We start from the raw sequence: 17808 nt of genomic DNA on the forward strand, positions 1-17808 counted from the left end.
ATCTACCGCACGCCCGCTTCGCCAGCGGTGTCGACTACCGCCTCCACTCATACGAGGCTCATCCCATGCACAATGCGATTGCCCTGCACCAAGACCTGATCACTCAAGCCCTGCCCGAATGGGCCTGCACCCTGCATCCCACGCATGCCAGAGGCATCGTGCAACGCGCACGCGCGCCCTACGTGGATGAAGATGGCGCGCCTTACAGCTGGTATGCGACCGCGCAGCCAGAGCATCGTGAGCAGTTGCGCATGCTCATCGGGCGACGTGACAGCTGCGTTACCCAACTGAGCAACGCACTTGTGGGTTTCAAGGACATCACCACGTTCTGCAGCCCTTTGCTGAGCAGCCGGCTGGGTCTGAAAGTGGCCGTGGACAAGGCCCAGTACAACTTCCAGCCTTTCGAGACGGTCATCAACTACGGGCCGGGCACCGGCAGCCTGGAAGTACCGCTGGGTGCGCACCTGCAGGAAGAGACCTTTGTGACCCGCCCCGTAGGCCCTCGTCAGTCGCGCAGCTTGCTTGAAGCCGCCCTGCACAACTTCGAAGGCATCGAACAAGTCGGGCCTTACAGCGGGCTGACCTGCGCGCCCGGCGACGACACGCCCTTGGCCGGCTTGTCCCTGGCGCAATTCGTGCGGCATTGCCGCACACTGGACCTTGGCCAGCAATATCAGGATCACCTGCAGGCCATCTATGAAGGCCCGCACAAGGCGCAAATCAGTCAGCTGTCGATGCGGGCCAGCCAAGAGGAACTGCGCGTTCAGGCGTACATCGCCTCGCTCAAGGGCCTGCTGAGCGCAAAAGGCCTCGCCGCGATCAACGACCTGTGCAATGACGTACCTCAGCCCGCCTACGACGGCCATCGCCTGCATAGCTGGCGTTTGAGCCTGTTCGACATCCCGTTGCACGAGATGCTGTTCATCGGCGCCGATATACCGGATGCAATCACCCCCTGCATCGTCCACCTCCCGGGCGACGAAGAACACCCTGTGCGCGAATACCCCTCCCGTCAGGCTGCTGCCAAGCATTTCCGACAGCGGCTGCTGCACAGCACGTTCCGCGAAACCGTTATCGGGCTTGCCTATAAACGCGACCAGCCCATGCTGGCGGGCAAGCTACGGGACGCACTGTTCGAGATCGATGAGCAAGGCAGGCAACGGCCATGCAAGTCGCCGAGCTTTCACGTCTTGCCATCGCAAACAAGAACCGAGTTGTGGCCAACCCTTTACCTCGCCCACCTTGTCCGCCTCAAGGCCGACGCCAGGGTCCTGGCTGTCCCCACAGCCGATGTCGACGCCGAGGTTCATCAGAGGCACCTGCGGTACTGGCTAGATATGGGCATGAACGTGCTGAACATCGCCGCCTTCTTCGTGCCCGGCCTGAACGCGGTAATGACCGGCGTTTTCGCTTATCAACTGATGGATTCGGTGTTTACCGGCTTTGAGGCCTGGGAAGAAAGTGACACTGCACAAGCACTGGCCCAGGTTGAATCGTTGGTAATCAATGCTGCCGCGATCGCCGGTTTTGCCGGCGCAGCCAAGGTCATCAAAGCGTCAGGTTTCGTCGATGCCATGCAAGCGGTATGGCATGAAGACCGCCTGCAACTGTGGCATCCGGACATGGGCCCCTATACCAGTCCGGTCACCCTGCCAACAGAAGGCCAGCCCGATGCACTTGGGCACTACGAGCTCGAGGGCAAACGCTACCTCATGCTGGAAGGCACGCCCTATGAAACGTTCCAGGATCCTGACCAGCAATGGCGCATCCGCCATCCCAGCGCCCCAGCAGCCTACGCGCCCCTGTTACATCATCAGGGTGACGGGCGCTGGCAACTGGCCCATGAGCAGCCTTTGCAGTGGGACGATACGCAGTTGCTGCAGCGGCTTGGCCACTCAAGCCTGGGGCTCGACAGCAGCGAGCTGATCACGGCGATGCGCAGTACGGGTACAGACGCCAGTGTGCTGCGCCGCATGCATGCCAAAGGGCTGCGCCCGCCGGCTCTGCTGGAGGACATGCTGCTGCGCATACGCCTGGACAACGAGGTGCAGAACCTGATCCACCGTGTGCGGCACGGCCTCTCAATGGCGGCCTACAAGAACTATGCGCTGCCGGAACTGGTGCGCCTGCCAGGTTGGCCGCAGGATCACGTGCTCAAGGTATTCATCGGCCCCGAACCGTGGGGCGATGCGGTGCGGTATGGGGCGCTCGACACACCTGGCCAGATTGAAATCAGCATGACCCGCTCGGATCTGGAGAATGGTCAACTGGGCCATGCAGTCGTAACGCAGCTGGACGAGCGACACGTGCGAGCCATGCTCGGCGACCTGCCTTCCGACCTGTGGGCATCGGCCCTGAACACCAGGCTGGGTGAACAGCTGCAGAGCCAGCGCGAGGCGATATACCACAGTATGCTGCGCAACCATGCCCAGCCTGCAAGTGACGCGACACAGCCATTGCGCAGGCAGTTCCCCGGTGTACCACCTGGTGCCTTGGAAGAGGTCATCCAGGCGGCCAGCCATACCGAACGCGCACGCCTGGCAACTGGACGTGTGCCGTTACGGATAGCCGAAGAAGCGCGCCAGTTGCAAGCCCGCACACGGCTGGACCGCGCGATCATTGGTCTATACCGTCCGCATCTGGCCAATAGCGACAGCCAGCAATTGACCGAAGGCCTGCTGGGCCAGCATCCGCAGGCAAGCGCCGCGCAACTGTTTGAGGTTGCGCTCGCCGACCGCGAAAACTGCGCCGCGCTGATTGGCCAGCAGCCCATCAAACCTGGCTACCGTTCACCTTTGCGCCTTGCCGCCGGCCGTATCGGCTACCCGCTCAGTGGCCGCGGTACCGGGCGCGCGACGCAGCGCCTGCGCGCGCTCTACCCAGAGCTCGACCACAGAGAACTCGGCACGTTGCAATCCGAACTGGCCCAGGCGGGCAACCTGGGTATTCAGATCAGCCGACTGGAAGCCGAGCAACGCACCTTGCGCCAGGACCTGCACAGGTGGGTTGGCGGCGCGAATGAGCTGGACGAGCGGTTCGATCGCTCACACTTTGCCGAGCGGATGCTGGCCGCCTGGGGCCGCGAAGGTGGCGCTGCCCGCGAGACGCTGACGCTGGACCGCATGCAGTTACGCACGCTGCCAACGCTCACGGCACGCTTGCCACATGTTCGCACCCTTACACTGGAAGGGCTCAGGCTCGAGCGCCTGGAAGGGGATTTTCTGTCATGCTTTCCTGGCCTGCGCACACTCGAGGTGGCCGGCAACCCGGACATGGACGCCGAGGCCTTGTTCCAGGCACTGAAATCGGCACCTGGACTACAAACGCTCAAGCTGAACGGCAATGCTTTGCCGGCCCTCTCGCCCCTGGCTCATGAGGCCCTGGCGGCCATGCCCGGCCTGCGCAACCTCAACCTGCGCAGAAACCGGCTGCAGCTGGACGCTGCCAGCCTCGTCTTGCTGGCTGGCTTACGGCTGGATGTACTGAACCTGGGCAGCAATGCCATTACCCTCGACCAAACCCTGGCCTCGGCCTTCCAGGCCATGATCCATCCCCAGGAACTGCTGCTGGATTTCAACACACTGGGCCATGCTCCCGACGTCAGCTATATGGGCCGCCTGCGCACCCTGAACCTGAACAACTGCGACCTGCGGCAATGGCCAGAGGGGTTGACGCGGCTGATGAGCCAACATCAGTACCAACTGCGTCACCTGGACTTGTCATTCAACCGCATTCGCACCCTGCCCAATCTCGCGGACATCCTGCGCACCCCGTTCGCCCGGGACGTCGCTGCGCGAGCACCCGAGCGGCGCTGGCACCTCAATTACAACACGCTTGAAGCGCAAACCCGTGCGCAACTGCGCGCCAGCGGCGTCCAGGTCTTTGAACACGCACCCGATATGCCTGAATGGCAGACACTGTGGCGCAGTACCGCCTCCACCCACCAGGACCAGCTTTGGACCGATCTGTTCGACCAGGGGGAAAACGGTGAATTGCTGGGGATTCTCGAACGCCTGGTACAGTCAGCCGAGGCGCGGCATGAGCCAGACAGCCTGAGCCGCCGAGTCTGGGCCCTGCTGGAGAAAGCCGGCCGGGACACGGCACTGCGCGAAAGGCTTGCCGACGTGGCGCATGCGTATCCGCCAACCTGCGGTGACGCAGGTGCCGACGCCTTCAGCGCACTGGAGATCGAAGTGCTGGCGCACGAAGCCGCAGGCCATACCGGCGAGCAGGCCAAGACCCTGCTCGCGCTATACCGCAAGCTCTATCGCCGGGACATCGTCAACGAACTGGCCGACCGCATCAGCCTGAGAAGGACATTGCGCAAGCAGGCGCTGCAAGAGGGTATGTTCGATGCGGATCTGCCACAGTACGACTCACTGGATGATCCGGCCGCGTTTCCTGACGTCGAACTGGAAACCGGGCTGGTCGACGATATCGAAGTCCGCCTTGCCTTGCGTCAGTCCCTTGCAACCCGGCTGGACTTCCCTGAACCCAGCCGCGGCATGCTCTACCGGGACACGGCCAGGATCAACAGCACCATCATCGAGAAGGTACACAGCGCAGTGCTTGCCCAGGATGCCAGAACCGATACTCGGCAGGCTTGGATACTTGGGCAGGCCGGCTGGGTGCACTACCTCAAGCGTCACAATGCCGAAGCATTCAGCCTGCTCACCGATTTCTGGCGAGTGGGCCATGACTACCTGTTCCATTGCCTGGACGGCAGCCATGAACCGGTAGCCCGCCTGGACAGCTCGGTACTTGAAGCCCTGTTGCCTGTGCTGCCGCAGAACCCGCTGGACGAAAACGGACTGCTGCGGCGTGTGCCGCTCAATGACGGCCAGTTCGACCACGCCATGCGCGCCTTGAACGAGGAGCAGCAAAAGGTCGAGCACGGCCTGCTGCTCAGCCTCACCCGGCAGGCCGAAACCCTCGCTGGCTAAGCCGCGATCATTGGCCGCGCAAGTCTTCGAAGAAGGCCTGCCGGCCATCCACCTGGCTCGAAGCCCGTGGCGCAGCGGCCGCTTCGCCGCTGGCTGCCTCGACATGCCAATAGCAGTGTCTGGCGGCGCGCGTGACCGCCACGTAGGCCAGGCGCTGTACCTCTTCCTTCTGCGCTGTATCGAACGGCTGGGCATCACCGGCCCGGCCAAGGCCGGCCTGGCGATACACCTGGTTCTTGTACGGCGAGCTGGTCAGGTACTGGCAGTCGCCGAGCATGAACACTGCATCGGCCTGCAGCCCCTTGGCGCTGTGGTACGTCAGCTGACGCAGACGCCTTTGTTCGGGCGGCAATGCCGCTTCGCCTTGCAGTACGCTGGCCAGATGCTCGCTCATCAAGGCTTTATCGGCGCCCTTGCGGTACAGCATCATCACCGATTCGCCACGCTGGTAATGCTCGATCAGCGTCTGGCCAAGCACCGCTTCGTCACGTTCGCACACCTTGACTGCCGACACCGGCAACTCGGCAGCAGGGCCCGCGGCCCGGGCCTTCTTGCCAGTGATCGATGGCGCTCCCTTGACCAGATGCTCGGCAGCATCGATGACCAGTTGCTGACAACGGTAATTGTCGACCAGCATCACCCGGGTATTGGCCGGCGAAGGGAAGGTCTTGGTGAACTCCATGAAGTACTTGGGCGAACTGCCACGCCAGCCATAGATCGACTGCCAATCGTCACCCACACACAGCAGCGAAGAGTACTGGGCGTTACGGCCGGTGTGCATGGCCGCTCCGCGGCGGCGGATCTCCGCGAGGCTGGCGCGTAGCCAGCTGACGATCTGCGGCGATACATCCTGGAATTCGTCGATCATCAGATGCGCCAACGGCCTGAGCATCGGGTCTGGCAGCAATTGCAGGTTCTCCGGGTTGTTCTCACCGAACAGGGCGAACATGCGGTTGTAGCTCATCACCGGCGGCGACTGGTTGAGCAGGTGCGCCTCGAGGGCTTTCCAGTACAGTGCCAGGGCCTCGAAGAACAAGGCATCGCTGTCACCGGACGGGAAACTCATCGCCGCCACGGCGCTGTTGACCTCAAGGCCCAGGTTTTCGATGAAGTTGGCGGCACCGACGAAAGCATCGAGCAACGGTGCCGGGGCCAACTCGCCCTTGACCTTGTATTCGAACCCAGGGCCCGCGACCGCGTCGCCTGCCAGCGAGGCGGCCAGGCGCCGGGCCATGGCATAGTTGTCCAGCCAGATCAGCGGCCTGTCGCAGAACGCCTGCAGCAACGTGCGCTTGACCGCCCACTCGGCGCGCACCGTAAGCTTGGCCCCCGGGCGCTGGTACTGTGCGCTTTCCGACGGGTCGAAACCAAGCACAACCCAGGCATCCAGGCCTTCCAGACGGCCATGCACATGGAAGCGGCTGCCCCGGATGTCGACCGTTTCACGGCACGGCTCAATGCCCTTGATCGGCCAAACGCCCGCCGCGAACCACAGGTCCTCGATCACGTCGCACAGCTCTTCGTCGCGCTGGGCAGCCAGTTGCGTCACCTGCACGCGCTTCTGCACGTCGGGGTGGTCCGGGTCCAGCGGTTTGAGCTGCAGGGCTTCACGGCGCAAGGTCGCGATGATTTCGGCAAAGCGCGGATTTTCGGCGAGCAGGTCGCGATAGCAAAGGTTGAGCTGCTGGCGCTGGGCATCGTTCAGGCGCAGGTCAAACGGGTTGCTCTCGGCGTCCGCCTCACGCCCCTCTGGCATGTCGTTGCCCAGGGTCTCGAATGCTCGCACCTGGCCGAAACCCGGCAGGCTGCGGACCAGCGGCAGAATGCGCGAGTGAAAGGTACGTACCAGCTCGCGCGCACGCGCCGGTGGCAGGTCGAGCTGCCAAAGCGAGAACACTTGCACCAGGCGCTTGATGAAGTCCTTGCGCGATTCACGGGTGAAAGTGACCACCGTCATCGCGTCCAGCTCATAGCCCAGGTAATGGCGTAGCAGCAGGATGCGCAGCACCAGCGAAGTGGACTTACCAGCCCCAGCCCCGGCCACCACGCAAGTGGACGGCGTATCACTGAATATCAGCTTCCACTGGGCGGCACTGGGCTGTGCCTCGGCGGGCAGGCGCTGGGCTACATCGGCCTTGAAGCGCTTCTTGAGCTCAGTGGTCAGTGGTAGGCGCCAGTCGTCGAACAACCGGTCATCCTGACCGGGTACGGCGGCGGCATCAGGGCGTGAATCGCGAATCACCAGTACCTGGCGCCCCGCCTCGTAGCCTTCCACCCGTCCACGCTCGAAACCTTCGCGCACGCCATCAGCGTGGCCGCTGCGCTGGCCGGTGGCATACCCCAGGAACCAGGAGTCGCGGTGTTGCGCCTGCAAGCGGCTCAGCCCACGGCCCAAAAGCCGTGCAGCCAGGCGGCGAAGCCAGGGCAATTGTGCGGGCGGGGTCAGTTCGGCAGGGGCCTGGGGTTGCTCGTGGGCCACGGTCACTCCGTTGAAAATCGAATCAGCGTGCATGTTCGCCGCATCGGCAAAAAATCGCCAGCGAATGCTTGCAGATCAGTGGATTAGGCGATGAATCGCACAATTCACATTGCCCAGAACAATCTAATTAAACGATGATAATTAGCCGATATTTACGCTTATTTTCGATCTTTCTTTGAAGCATCATGAGCCCATTCCACCCATTCAAGGAGCACGATCATGCTGCAACTGCGACCTTTCGAAGGCCTTGGCCACGCCAACCACGGCTGGCTCGACGCCCATCACCATTTCTCGTTTGCCGAATACCATGACCCGGCGCGTATGCACTGGGGCAACCTGCGGGTATGGAACGATGACCTGATCGCCGCCGGCAGCGGGTTCCCACCGCATCCACACCGCGACATGGAAATCATCACCTATGTGCGTGAAGGCGCCATCACTCACCAGGACAGCCTGGGCAACAAAGGCCGCACCGAGGCCGGCGATGTACAGGTCATGAGTGCCGGTACCGGCATCGTGCACAGCGAGTACAACCTGGAAGACGTCGATACCCGTATTTTCCAGATCTGGATCGTACCGGAGCGCGTTGGCGATGCACCGTCATGGGGGACCAGGCCGTTCCCCAAAGGCGAACGCGGTGAAGGCTTCGTGACCCTGGCCAGCGGCCGGGCGGGCGATGAGCAAAGCTTGCAGATCCGCACCGATGCGCGCCTGGTAGCGGCAACCCTGCGGGCAGGCGAAACGGCCGAGTACCGCTTCGATGCAGGGCGTCGAGGGTATCTGGTGCCGGCCAAGGGCCTGGTCGAGGTCAATGGGCTGCGGGCCAAGGGCCGCGATGGCGTGGCGATCGAGCAGGAAGACGTGCTGCGGGTGACCGCAATCGAGGACAGTGAGATCGTGCTGGTCGATGTGGCTTGAACAAGCAGGGCCGCGCTGCGGCCCTGCTTCACGGGTCAATCAGGCAATCGCGGCATCCACCAGTACCTGCGCCTCTGCCACCAGGCGTTGCAGGTGCGCCTCGTCGATAAAGCTCTCGGCGTAGATCTTGTAGATGTCCTCGGTGCCCGAAGGCCGCGCGGCAAACCAGCCGTTGGCGGTCATCACCTTCAGGCCCCCGATGGCCTGGCCATTGCCGGGTGCGTGGCTGAGGATCTGCTCGATGGGCTCTCCAGCCAGCTCGGTCGACTTGACCTGCTCCGGCGCCAACTTGCTCAGCAATGCCTTCTGCCGCGCATCGGCCTTCGCTTCCACACGGGTAGCGAACGGCTTGCCCAGCGCCGCCGTGAGGTCGGCATAGGCCTGGCTTGGATTACGGCCGGTGCGTGCAGTCATCTCGGCGGCCAGCAGCGCCGGAATCAAGCCATCCTTGTCGGTAGCCCAGACCGTACCGTCCTTGCGCAGGAACGAGGCGCCGGCGCTTTCTTCGCCGCCAAAGCCCAACGAGCCGTCGAACAGCCCCTGGGCAAAGTACTTGAAGCCCACCGGCACTTCATACAACTCACGGCCCAGGCATGCGGTAACACGGTCGATCAGGCCGCTGGACACCACCGTCTTGCCCACGGCAGCGTCACTGCGCCACTGCGGACGGTGGCGGTACAGGTAGTCGATGGCCACGGCAAGGTAGTTGTTTGGCTGCAACAGGCCATCGGCGGTGACGATACCGTGGCGGTCGTGGTCCGGGTCGCAGGCAAACGCCACATCGAAGCGCTCGCGCAGGCCGATCAGGCCTTGCATGGCGTATGGAGACGAAGGGTCCATGCGGATCTGGCCGTCCCAGTCGACGGTCATGAAGCGGAAGGTCGGGTCGACCTCGGTGTTGACCACTTCCAGGTTCAGCTTGTAGTGCTCGGCGATCGCCGACCAGTAACGCACCCCTGCCCCACCCAGCGGGTCAACGCCCAGGCGCAGGTTGGCGCTGCGGATGACGTCGAAGTCGATGACGTTTTCCAGGTCGGCAACGTAATGGCTGACATAGTCGTGGCGCTGGGTGGTCGGGGCCTGGAGGGCCTGCGCATGGTCCATGCGCTTGACGCCGGCAAGGCCTGCGGCCAGCAGTTCGTTGGCCTTGGCCTCGACCCACTTGGTCACATCGCTGTCAGCCGGGCCACCGTTGGGCGGGTTGTATTTGAAGCCACCGCTCTGCGGCGGGTTGTGCGAGGGGGTGATGACGATGCCATCGGCCAGCCCGCCATCGCGGCCACGGTTGTAGCACAGGATGGCGTGGGACACCGCAGGCGTCGGGGTGTATTCATCGTCCTTGGACAGCATTACCTGCACGCCATTGGCGGCCAGCACTTCCAGGGCACTGGCGGCTGCCGGCGCGGACAGCGCGTGGGTATCGGCACCGATGAACAACGGGCCGTCGATGCCCTTTTCCTGGCGGTACAGGCAGATGGCCTGGGTGATCGCCAGCACGTGGTCTTCGTTGAAACTCAGGTCGAACGAACTGCCCCGGTGGCCCGAGGTGCCGAAGGCCACGCGCTGGGCCGCTACGGCAGCGTCGGGGCGGCCGGTGTAGTAAGCGGTGAGCAGGCGGGGAATATCGACCAGCACGCTGGCCGGAGCCGGCTTGCCTGCCAAAGGACTGAGCGTCATGCAGAAACCTCGAGTTCAACGGATGTTGGAGTTGGAACACGCAGTGTACTGGGAGTTGCAACGAGGTGCGAAGGCCTTGCCGAGGATTATTCGCGGGCTATCTGCCACCAGCTGGGGAACATCTGTTGCACATGCGGCTCGGCGAAGCGCTGATCGATCAACACCAGCACGCCGCGGTCCTGATCGCCGCGAATCACCCGGCCTGCAGCCTGGATCACCTTGCGTACGCCGGGGTACAGGTAGACGTAGTCGAAACCAGCGCCGAACTGGCGGCCCAGCCGCTGTTTGAACTGTTCGTTGACCGGGTTGACCTGGGGTAACCCGAGGGTGGCGACGAATGCACCGATCAGCCGGGTACCCGGTAGATCGACGCCTTCGCCAAAAGCCCCGCCCAGCACGGCAAAGCCAACGCCCTGCCCGTCGGCGGCAAAGCGTGCCAGAAAGGCCTGACGCGCGGCTTCGTCCATGCCCGGCGCCTGGGCCCAGGCTGCTATCGCCGGGTGCTGCTCGGTCAGCAGCGCATGCACTTGCTGCAAGTATTCGAAACTGCTGAAGAACGCCAGGTAGTTGCCGGGTTGGCGCTGGTACTGCTCGGCGATCAGCGCAACGATCGGTGCCAGCGAGGCCTGACGTTCGTGATAACGGGTAGAGACCTGGCTGGCGATGCGCACTTCGAGCTGTTCGGCGCGAAACGGCGCCGCCACTTCAAGCCAGGCTGTATCCGGTGGCATGCCGAGCAGGTCGGTGTAGAAATGCCGGGGGCTGAGCGTAGCTGAGAACAACGTCACGCTGCGCGCTGCCTGCATGCGCGGGCCGAGCAGTTTGGCGGGCGTTACGTTACGCAGGCACAAGGTGGCCAGGCGCCGCTGGCGCGGGCCTTCGCGCAGGCTCACATCGAACAGGAAATGCTCATCGAACAGCTCGGCAACCCGGTTGAACTGCAGCGCCTGAAAATAGAACTGCAGGATGTGTGTATCCACTTCGACGGGCGACTCGTTCAAGCGTTCCTGGATCAGCCCGATGCATTGCTGCAGCGCACGTAGAAAGGCGTCCGGCAACTGCTCGGTGGCCAGATAAGGCGCTCGCTGCGCCTTGTACAAGGCATTCCATTGGCGGTTCAGCCGGTCCAGCACGCTGGCCAGCCCTGGCGGTTTGCGCTGGCGCAGCGCCAGCAACTGCCCCTGGTCGAGGCTGGCGCTGTACATGCCGCGGCCACGCTCCACCAGGTTATGAGCCTCGTCGACCAGCACCGCAACGCGCCATTGGTTGGCCTGTGTCAGGCCGAACAGCAGGGCATGAGCGTCAAAGTAATAGTTGTAGTCGGCCACCAGTACATCGACCCAGCGCGCCATTTCCTGCCCCAGGTAGTACGGGCAGACCTGGTGTTGCAGGGCCACCTCGCGCAGGTTCGCGCGGTCCAGCAACGGCAACCGGGCAGCAGCCTCACGCGCCGCCGGCAGGCGGTCGTAGAAGCCTTGGGCCAATGGGCAGGCGTCGCCATGGCAGGCTTTGTCGGGGTGCTCGCAGGCCTTGTCGCGGGCAATCAGCTCCAGAGTGCGCAGCGCGGGCTGCGGCGTGGCCCGGGTAATCTGTTGCAGGGCATCCAGCGCCAGTGCTCGGCCTGGGGTCTTGGCGGTCAGGAAAAACACTTTGTCGAGTTGTTGCGGCACCATGGCCTTGAGCAACGGGAACAGCGTGCCGAGGGTCTTGCCGATACCGGTGCTGGCCTGGGCCATCAGGCAGCGCCCGGTGCTGACCGCCTTGTACAGGGTTTCGGCCAGTTGCCGCTGGCCTTGGCGAAACTGCGGGTAAGGAAAGCCCAGGCTCTGCAGCCCGCGGTCACGCTCGGCCAGGCGCTGCGTTTGCCCTTGGGCCCAGGCCAGAAAACACAGGCATTGGGTTTCGAAAAAAGCTTGCAGCTCGACGGCGCTGTAATGCTCGCTGATCAAGGTCTGGCCGTCGTTGTCCACGTTCAGGTAAACCAGCGCCACCTCGATGGCGGGCAACTGCCGCGCCTGGCACAGCAGCCAGGCATAGACCTTGGCCTGCGCCCAGTGCAGTTGGCGATGATTGGCCGGTTGACGGGCCAGGTCACCACGGTAGGTCTTGATCTCTTCAAGACGGTTTGCGGCGGGGTCATAACCGTCGGCGCGGCCGCGCACCTGCAAGCCCTGATAAGCGCCTTCGAGTGCGACCTCCGCCTCGTACCCGGCGGCCCGCCTGGCCACCACCCGGCGATGGCCCTCGATGCCCTCCTGGGCAGTGGGCGACGGCGTGAAGCGCAGGTCGAGGTCACCGGCCTTGGCAGTGAACTCACACAAAGCGCGCACCGCCACGCGATAGCTCACTCGCCCTCGCTCCAGCGCACATGACAGACAGCCACCGGCAAGCCGTGCTCGGCGCAGAATTCCAGCCACCGCAACTGGTTGTCCTGAAGGCGGTCGCCCGGGCCTTTGACCTCGACCATGCGGTAACGCCCCTGCTCCGGCCAGAACTGGATCAGGTCAGGCATGCCGGTGCGGTTGTTGCGTATGTCTTGCAGCAGGCGCAGGAAACACTGCTTGAGGTGCGCCGCGGGCAGGCAGGCCAATGCCTGCACGAGCAAGGCATGGTTGAGCATCTGCCAGAACACGAACGGCGATTGCAGCCCTTGCTTGGCGGCATAGCAGTCGAGGATGGCCTGCTGATGCGAGCCGTCGTCGAGCCGGCCCAGACAAGCATCGAACTGTACGGCGCGCCGCTGCTGGAAGTCGCAGTCGTGCAGGTCTTGCGGTGCAGCCTGGAAGGGGTTGAAGAACGCGCCGGGAATCGGGGCGAAGATCGCGTCCCAGCACAACAGCCCGAACAGGCTGGTGAGCAGCGTGTTCTCGACGTAGTGAACCTGCCCGCCTGCTTGCGCCAGGTGCTGCCGAACAGCCTCCTCGACACCCAACGCGGCCTGCTCGCGAGGCAGCTCGAGCTCGATCACCTGCGCGGGTGTGGCACGCCGCCGGCGCTGCGCCGGCCCGCCTAGTTTGCGCACCAGGCGCGGCACCATGCGCTCAAGCGCCTGCACTTCCAGGGCATTGGCAGGCGTTTGGGCCAGGTGCAGGGCCAGGGCATGCGCCTCTTGCCAGCGCTCGCTGCGCTCCAGCACCCGCACCTGGCGGATGCGCGCTTGGGCATGGCTGCTCTGGGCATACACCGTCAATGCCAGGTCCCAGTCGCCAAGGCGCTCGCACTGCTGGCCCAGGGCAAACAGCAAGCGCGCGTGACGGCGGGCCAGCCAGGGGTTGTCGCTGCGCCAGCCCGCCAACGCCTGAAGGATCGACGCAGGTGCCTCAGCCAACTCCAGACGCTCGGCGCACTGGTGCAAAGCCATGGCCAGATCAACGTCGCTGCGCTGCTGCAAGGCACGCGAGGCGGGGCTGAATGGCACTTGCTCGAAACGCAGCACGCCCAGGTCGGCAAGGACAAAATCGGACCAGTCCTGGTACAGGTTGCCAAAGAACAGCAGGCGCATGCGATCGCACAGCGGCTGCAGGCACCACTGCACGATGCCCACCGGGGCACTGGCGAACCAATCGGACAGTGACCTGGGCGCCAGCTCCAAGGCTTGAAGTTGCGCGAGCAGATCGCTTTTGGCCGCACGCGGTCGGCTCAGAAGGCCTGCAAAACCGCTGGCCAGTTCCTCCTTGCGCAGCAGGGCGAACAACTGTTCCAGGCTCAACTGCTCGGGTTCACGCACCCAGCCCAACGCCTGCAGTGGCTGCAAGGCCGCATGCGTATCGCCGATCTCGGCATAGTCCAGCCGGTCACTGCGAAACAGCTCGCCCTTGCGCATCACCATGCGCACCAGCAGCGCCTGGGCTGGCTCTTCGATCCTGGCAAATGCATGGATGAAAGCCAGCTCCTGGGTATCGAGCAGGTCGGCATAGCGGTGTTCGACCCACAGCAGCACCTGGCGGAAGTTATGCAGGTAGTAGAGCGGGTCGTCGACGGAATGGGCGATCACAGGGCGGGGTCGGGCAGCAGGAACGGACACTGTTTATACATACAGATAACGCCTACTGGCAAGCCCCGTGGGTCAGGCTGGCAAACAACCGACCAATGGCGCTTGAGCCACGTCAGAGCGCCATGACCATCTCATGCCAGGCCATGCCGCCGTGGTCCGAAGGCGATGGCTTCACGTACTGGTAGCCCATCTTGCGGTACAACTCGACGTGCTGCTGCTTGCACATCAGGTGGATGGTGCGCTTCTCGAGCGCAGCCATCCGCTGCACGAACGTATTCATCAGCAATTTCGCGTAACCCTTGCCCTGACAAGCCGGGTCCACCACGACGGACATGATCACCACATTCGCGGCCGCCGGGTCATGGCCTACCAGCTCCTTGAAGGCCTCATCGGACATCACCACCTCGTGGGCACAGCCACTGTTGATGAAGCCCACGACCTTGCCGTCGACCTCAAGCAGGAGGAAACCCTCTGGGTACTGCGCGATACGGGTGCGGATCTTTTCAAGGGTCGCGGCTTCATCCCCCTCGTACGCGCCAATTTCAATCTCGTAGCAGCGTTCGGCATCCTGGGGAACAGGTTGGCGAAAATGTGGGGTGCCCATGCAGAGGCTCCTGAATATGAATGAACAGGGCGCCATGATACGTGACACGCCAGGGCTGGCGATCAGCTTTTGCTGCCAGCCTGCCGTCCTCGACGCGGCGCCAGCACCTGTTTCAACCGGTAGAGCGCCTCGCTCAGCGCTTCTGGTCGGTCGCCTGCCCAGGTGAGCGCCAGGTAGTGCTGATAACGCCCCTGCACGCTGAACCGCGCACCTGCCAGTACTTGCAAGGCCGGACCAGACAAAGCTGGCGAAACGCGATCCAAGGCGATTGGCTCAAGCATGCGCACCCACAGGACATACCCCCCGTCAGGCATGTCAAAGGCCAGCTTCCCGCCCAGGCAAACATTGAGTTGATGGCATAAATGCTCCATACGCTTGCGCAGCTCCAGCCGACGTCGGCTCAATTGCCCGTCGACCTCGCCGTTGCTGAGCATCTGCGCCAAGGCCTGCTGACGCACAGGAGGTAGCTGGAAGGCTCGTCGGGAAAACCTTTCGCCAAGGGTGCCATGCAGGCCCAGCACATACGCATAGGGGGCCTCGGCACCGACCAACGCTTGCAGCGACCCCAGCACCAACAGCCACCGCTGGTCGACCCAGTCACGCAAACGTGCCCCCGGAGGGGTGTCGAAACAGTGCTCGCTGTCCAGATCGTTTTCCAGCAGCCAGACAGGATGCGAGGCCAGCAAATGGGCAATCTGCCGCTGGTCCTGTTGCGACATCAACCGCCCCGTAGGCATGCCAAGGCATGACGGCATGACCATCATGCGCACCGACTCACGCCCCAACAAGCGAGCCAGGCTGCCGAGGTCAGGGCTGCCGTGGTTGTCGACGGGCATCTCCAGCACATGCAAGCCAAAGCGCTGCAAAACCCTCAGCAAACGCCAGCAGCACGGCGATGCGACCAGCACCGTGCTGCCATGCAACGCCAATGCTTCGAGCAGCGTTTCCAGCAAAGCCTGCATGTCGGGCCCCAGGTGCACATCTTCAGCACGCCAGGATTGCCGGGACGATCGAGTGTAACGTTCGGCCAATACATGCCGCAGGCGAACCTCTCCCGAGCTCTGGGTACCGGGCAATGAACGTGCACGCTGTCGCGCCAGCCGTCTTTCGTGAGCGAACAACGCACGCTCCATCGCCGGATGCGCCAGCATGGCCTGGTCCGACTCTGCAGTGGCCGTCACGCCGGTGATGGCACCGGCCGGCACAAAGTACCCGGATTTAGGCACCGACAGCACCCGCCCTTCATGTTCCAACAACCCGTAGGCTGTTTGTACAGTGGCCAGTGAAACGCGCAGGTGCCGCGACAGGGCACGCAGTGAGGGCAAACGGCGCTCCCCTCCCCGCGCGGCCTCATCGATAAGCGCTTGCAGATATCGATACACCGACTGGTAAGCGAATTCACGCCCCATCAGGTAAGCCCCCACAGGCAGTCAAACCAGCAGCGGGCCGGCAGGCCAGTAGCGCCAGATGCACATCACGCCGTGCCAGGTTTGCCAGCAAGGGCCAGGCGCTGTGATGCAAACGCCCTTCGTAAATAGCTCGCAATTGAGCAAGGGACAAACCACTGATGTTTACCAACCAATCCTTGACGGGATCGGGACAAGGTTTGCCCTGCATGACGCGATGCAGATAAGGCAGTGCCACCAGCATATCGGCGTGGCAGCATTGCAGAAAGCGCTCCAACCTGCGCCCCTTGTTGGCGAATGGGCTGTGGAACATGCAAACGAGCTGAGTGTGCTCAAGGCCATAGGCCTTGGCAAAACGGCTTTGCTGCGATGCCTGTGCTAGCGCCCTTTCGCAATGCAGACGCGGCGCCGGGCCTGACTCAACAGGAGCATTGCAGCGCGACCGCAGCTCATGCAACTGGGCCAACGCCAGCGGGTCGAGAAAACTGGCCAGTGGCATGGCCTTCTGCACAGGCTCGAAGTGGCACTCCATCATCAAGTCCAGCTCACCTTCACTCAGTAGCTGGGGCAACAGGTCGTCGAGGGTAATGAGCCTGACCGGAAGGTCCGAGTGACGCTCGGTAACCGGTTTTTCCGGCTCGCCAAGTGAAGTGCCGGCCGTGTTGTGCAACTGACTCAACCGCTCGGCAAGCGTCGCCATGCACTGATGCAGGTTCGCCCTCCCCCCGTCACCGGCCTGGCGCAGACCCCTGCGGGCCCACGCCAGGTAACGCAGGCGCTGTCGCGCAGGCATGGCGGTGACCATTGCATCGACTGCCGGCTGGCCGTCAAGCGCCAGACACAGCGCTGCACCCAGTTCCAGGTGCATGCGACTGCCCAAAAGTGCTTCGGGCCGCGCATCGACAAGATGACCGAACACAAGCAAGGCGTCGCGCGCCAGCGCCCAGGGTTCGAGCGCCAGATAGGGCCTTCGGCTGAACGAAACCACCTGCCCGGCTTCGAGCATCTGGAGCTGCACCCGTGGATCGTCATGCAGAAACAAGGTACTGAACACACGCTCATGTTGCTCAAGAAGCGCGTTGCTGGCCGCGGGTAAGCACACCGCCACTACCTGCAACTGAAAGGTGACAGGTGCACGCTGGGCAATACTCAACTGGGCCGCACGCAAGACCGCCAGCAGCCGGGCGCTATGGCAGTCTGCGCCTAGCAGCACGAGCAACCTGAACGTACCGATATATTCCGGGCCACCTGCGGCTACCAGCAAACGCTGGACCAACAGCTGCAAAGAGGCGCGCTGGACCTGGGACATATGGCCCAACACGCGATCCAGCACCTGTTGGTAAATATGGTGCATAGCTTGGTCGTGGATATTGCTCACATGTCACCTCACTACTTCATTCTTTCCACCGCCAACAATGCACTTTTTCATGAGTCAATAGGCGGCGAATCAAGCCTGAAGAAATTTCCTACAAAACTTTAAGAGAAATTGAAGTGACGAATTACTGTCGCCATGCCATTGAGAGAAATGAACCCCTGCGTGAGCCCTCCGCCGCGCCAAAACACCAAAAACCAGGGTTGATCTTCTCCATTGCACGCTCCTTGCGTAAAGCATCATTACGCCATTATCAAGCGTTGCTCAACGATTAACAGATACAGACGCCGGTAAAAAAACCATTCAGCCGAATGGCAACTCACTGTGCGCTCGACACGGGGAAGTTTTCAAAGAGAAAGACTTTTCAAGGCATTTGCATGCACGCGAGGTGGCAATATTTTTTTATGTAGGACGG

9 protein-coding genes are annotated in these 17808 nt (G+C 62.9%); 2 read left to right on the top strand and 7 right to left on the bottom strand.

Annotation, left to right across the window (positions count from 1 at the left end):
* Positions 1 to 65 precede the first annotated feature (65 nt).
* Entirely contained in the window at positions 66 to 4943 is a 4878-nt protein-coding gene (locus tag ACMGF5_RS23660; RefSeq protein ID WP_414157307.1) for an NEL-type E3 ubiquitin ligase domain-containing protein, read from the top strand.
* Between the two features lie 7 nt (positions 4944 to 4950).
* Here ACMGF5_RS23660 and ACMGF5_RS23665 read toward each other — a convergent pair whose 3' ends face one another.
* Complete coding sequence (locus ACMGF5_RS23665) at positions 4951 to 7455, bottom strand: UvrD-helicase domain-containing protein (protein WP_119687170.1); 2505 nt, start codon at positions 7453 to 7455, stop codon at positions 4951 to 4953.
* A 186-nt stretch (positions 7456 to 7641) separates the two neighbouring features.
* On the opposite strand from ACMGF5_RS23665, the gene ACMGF5_RS23670 reads away from it, so the two are divergent.
* A complete protein-coding gene (locus tag ACMGF5_RS23670; protein ID WP_119687171.1) occupies positions 7642 to 8340 on the top strand; it encodes a pirin family protein in 699 nt (232 codons plus the stop codon).
* A gap of 39 nt (positions 8341 to 8379) precedes the next feature.
* Here ACMGF5_RS23670 and pgm read toward each other — a convergent pair whose 3' ends face one another.
* The 6 genes from pgm to ACMGF5_RS23700 all read right to left on the bottom strand — a co-directional run bounded on the left by pgm (position 8380) and on the right by ACMGF5_RS23700 (position 17399).
* Positions 8380 to 10017, bottom strand: a complete 1638-nt coding sequence (pgm, locus tag ACMGF5_RS23675; RefSeq protein WP_119687172.1) for a phosphoglucomutase (alpha-D-glucose-1,6-bisphosphate-dependent) — start codon at positions 10015 to 10017, stop codon at positions 8380 to 8382.
* Between the two features lie 86 nt (positions 10018 to 10103).
* Positions 10104 to 12365 (bottom strand): ATP-dependent DNA helicase, encoded by a 2262-nt coding sequence (locus ACMGF5_RS23680; RefSeq protein WP_119687173.1) that lies wholly within the window; start codon positions 12363 to 12365, stop codon positions 10104 to 10106.
* Entirely contained in the window at positions 12362 to 14011 is a 1650-nt protein-coding gene (locus tag ACMGF5_RS23685) for a VRR-NUC domain-containing protein (RefSeq protein WP_119687174.1), read from the bottom strand. The genes ACMGF5_RS23680 and ACMGF5_RS23685 overlap by 4 nt, the downstream gene beginning before the upstream one ends.
* A gap of 112 nt (positions 14012 to 14123) precedes the next feature.
* Positions 14124 to 14615: a GNAT family N-acetyltransferase gene (locus ACMGF5_RS23690; protein WP_115274579.1), complete on the bottom strand. Its 492-nt coding sequence runs from the start codon at positions 14613 to 14615 to the stop codon at positions 14124 to 14126.
* A gap of 62 nt (positions 14616 to 14677) precedes the next feature.
* A complete protein-coding gene (locus tag ACMGF5_RS23695; RefSeq protein ID WP_174141898.1) occupies positions 14678 to 16024 on the bottom strand; it encodes an aminotransferase class I/II-fold pyridoxal phosphate-dependent enzyme in 1347 nt (448 codons plus the stop codon).
* Positions 16014 to 17399, bottom strand: coding sequence for a hypothetical protein (locus ACMGF5_RS23700; protein WP_119687176.1), 1386 nt, complete (start codon positions 17397 to 17399; stop codon positions 16014 to 16016). Before ACMGF5_RS23700 ends, ACMGF5_RS23695 begins: the two co-directional genes overlap by 11 nt.
* Between the last annotated feature and the right edge of the window lie 409 nt (positions 17400 to 17808).

It is taken from the genome of Pseudomonas sp. BNK-15 (assembly GCF_047456105.1).
Lineage (GTDB): Bacteria > Pseudomonadota > Gammaproteobacteria > Pseudomonadales > Pseudomonadaceae > Aquipseudomonas > Aquipseudomonas putida_E.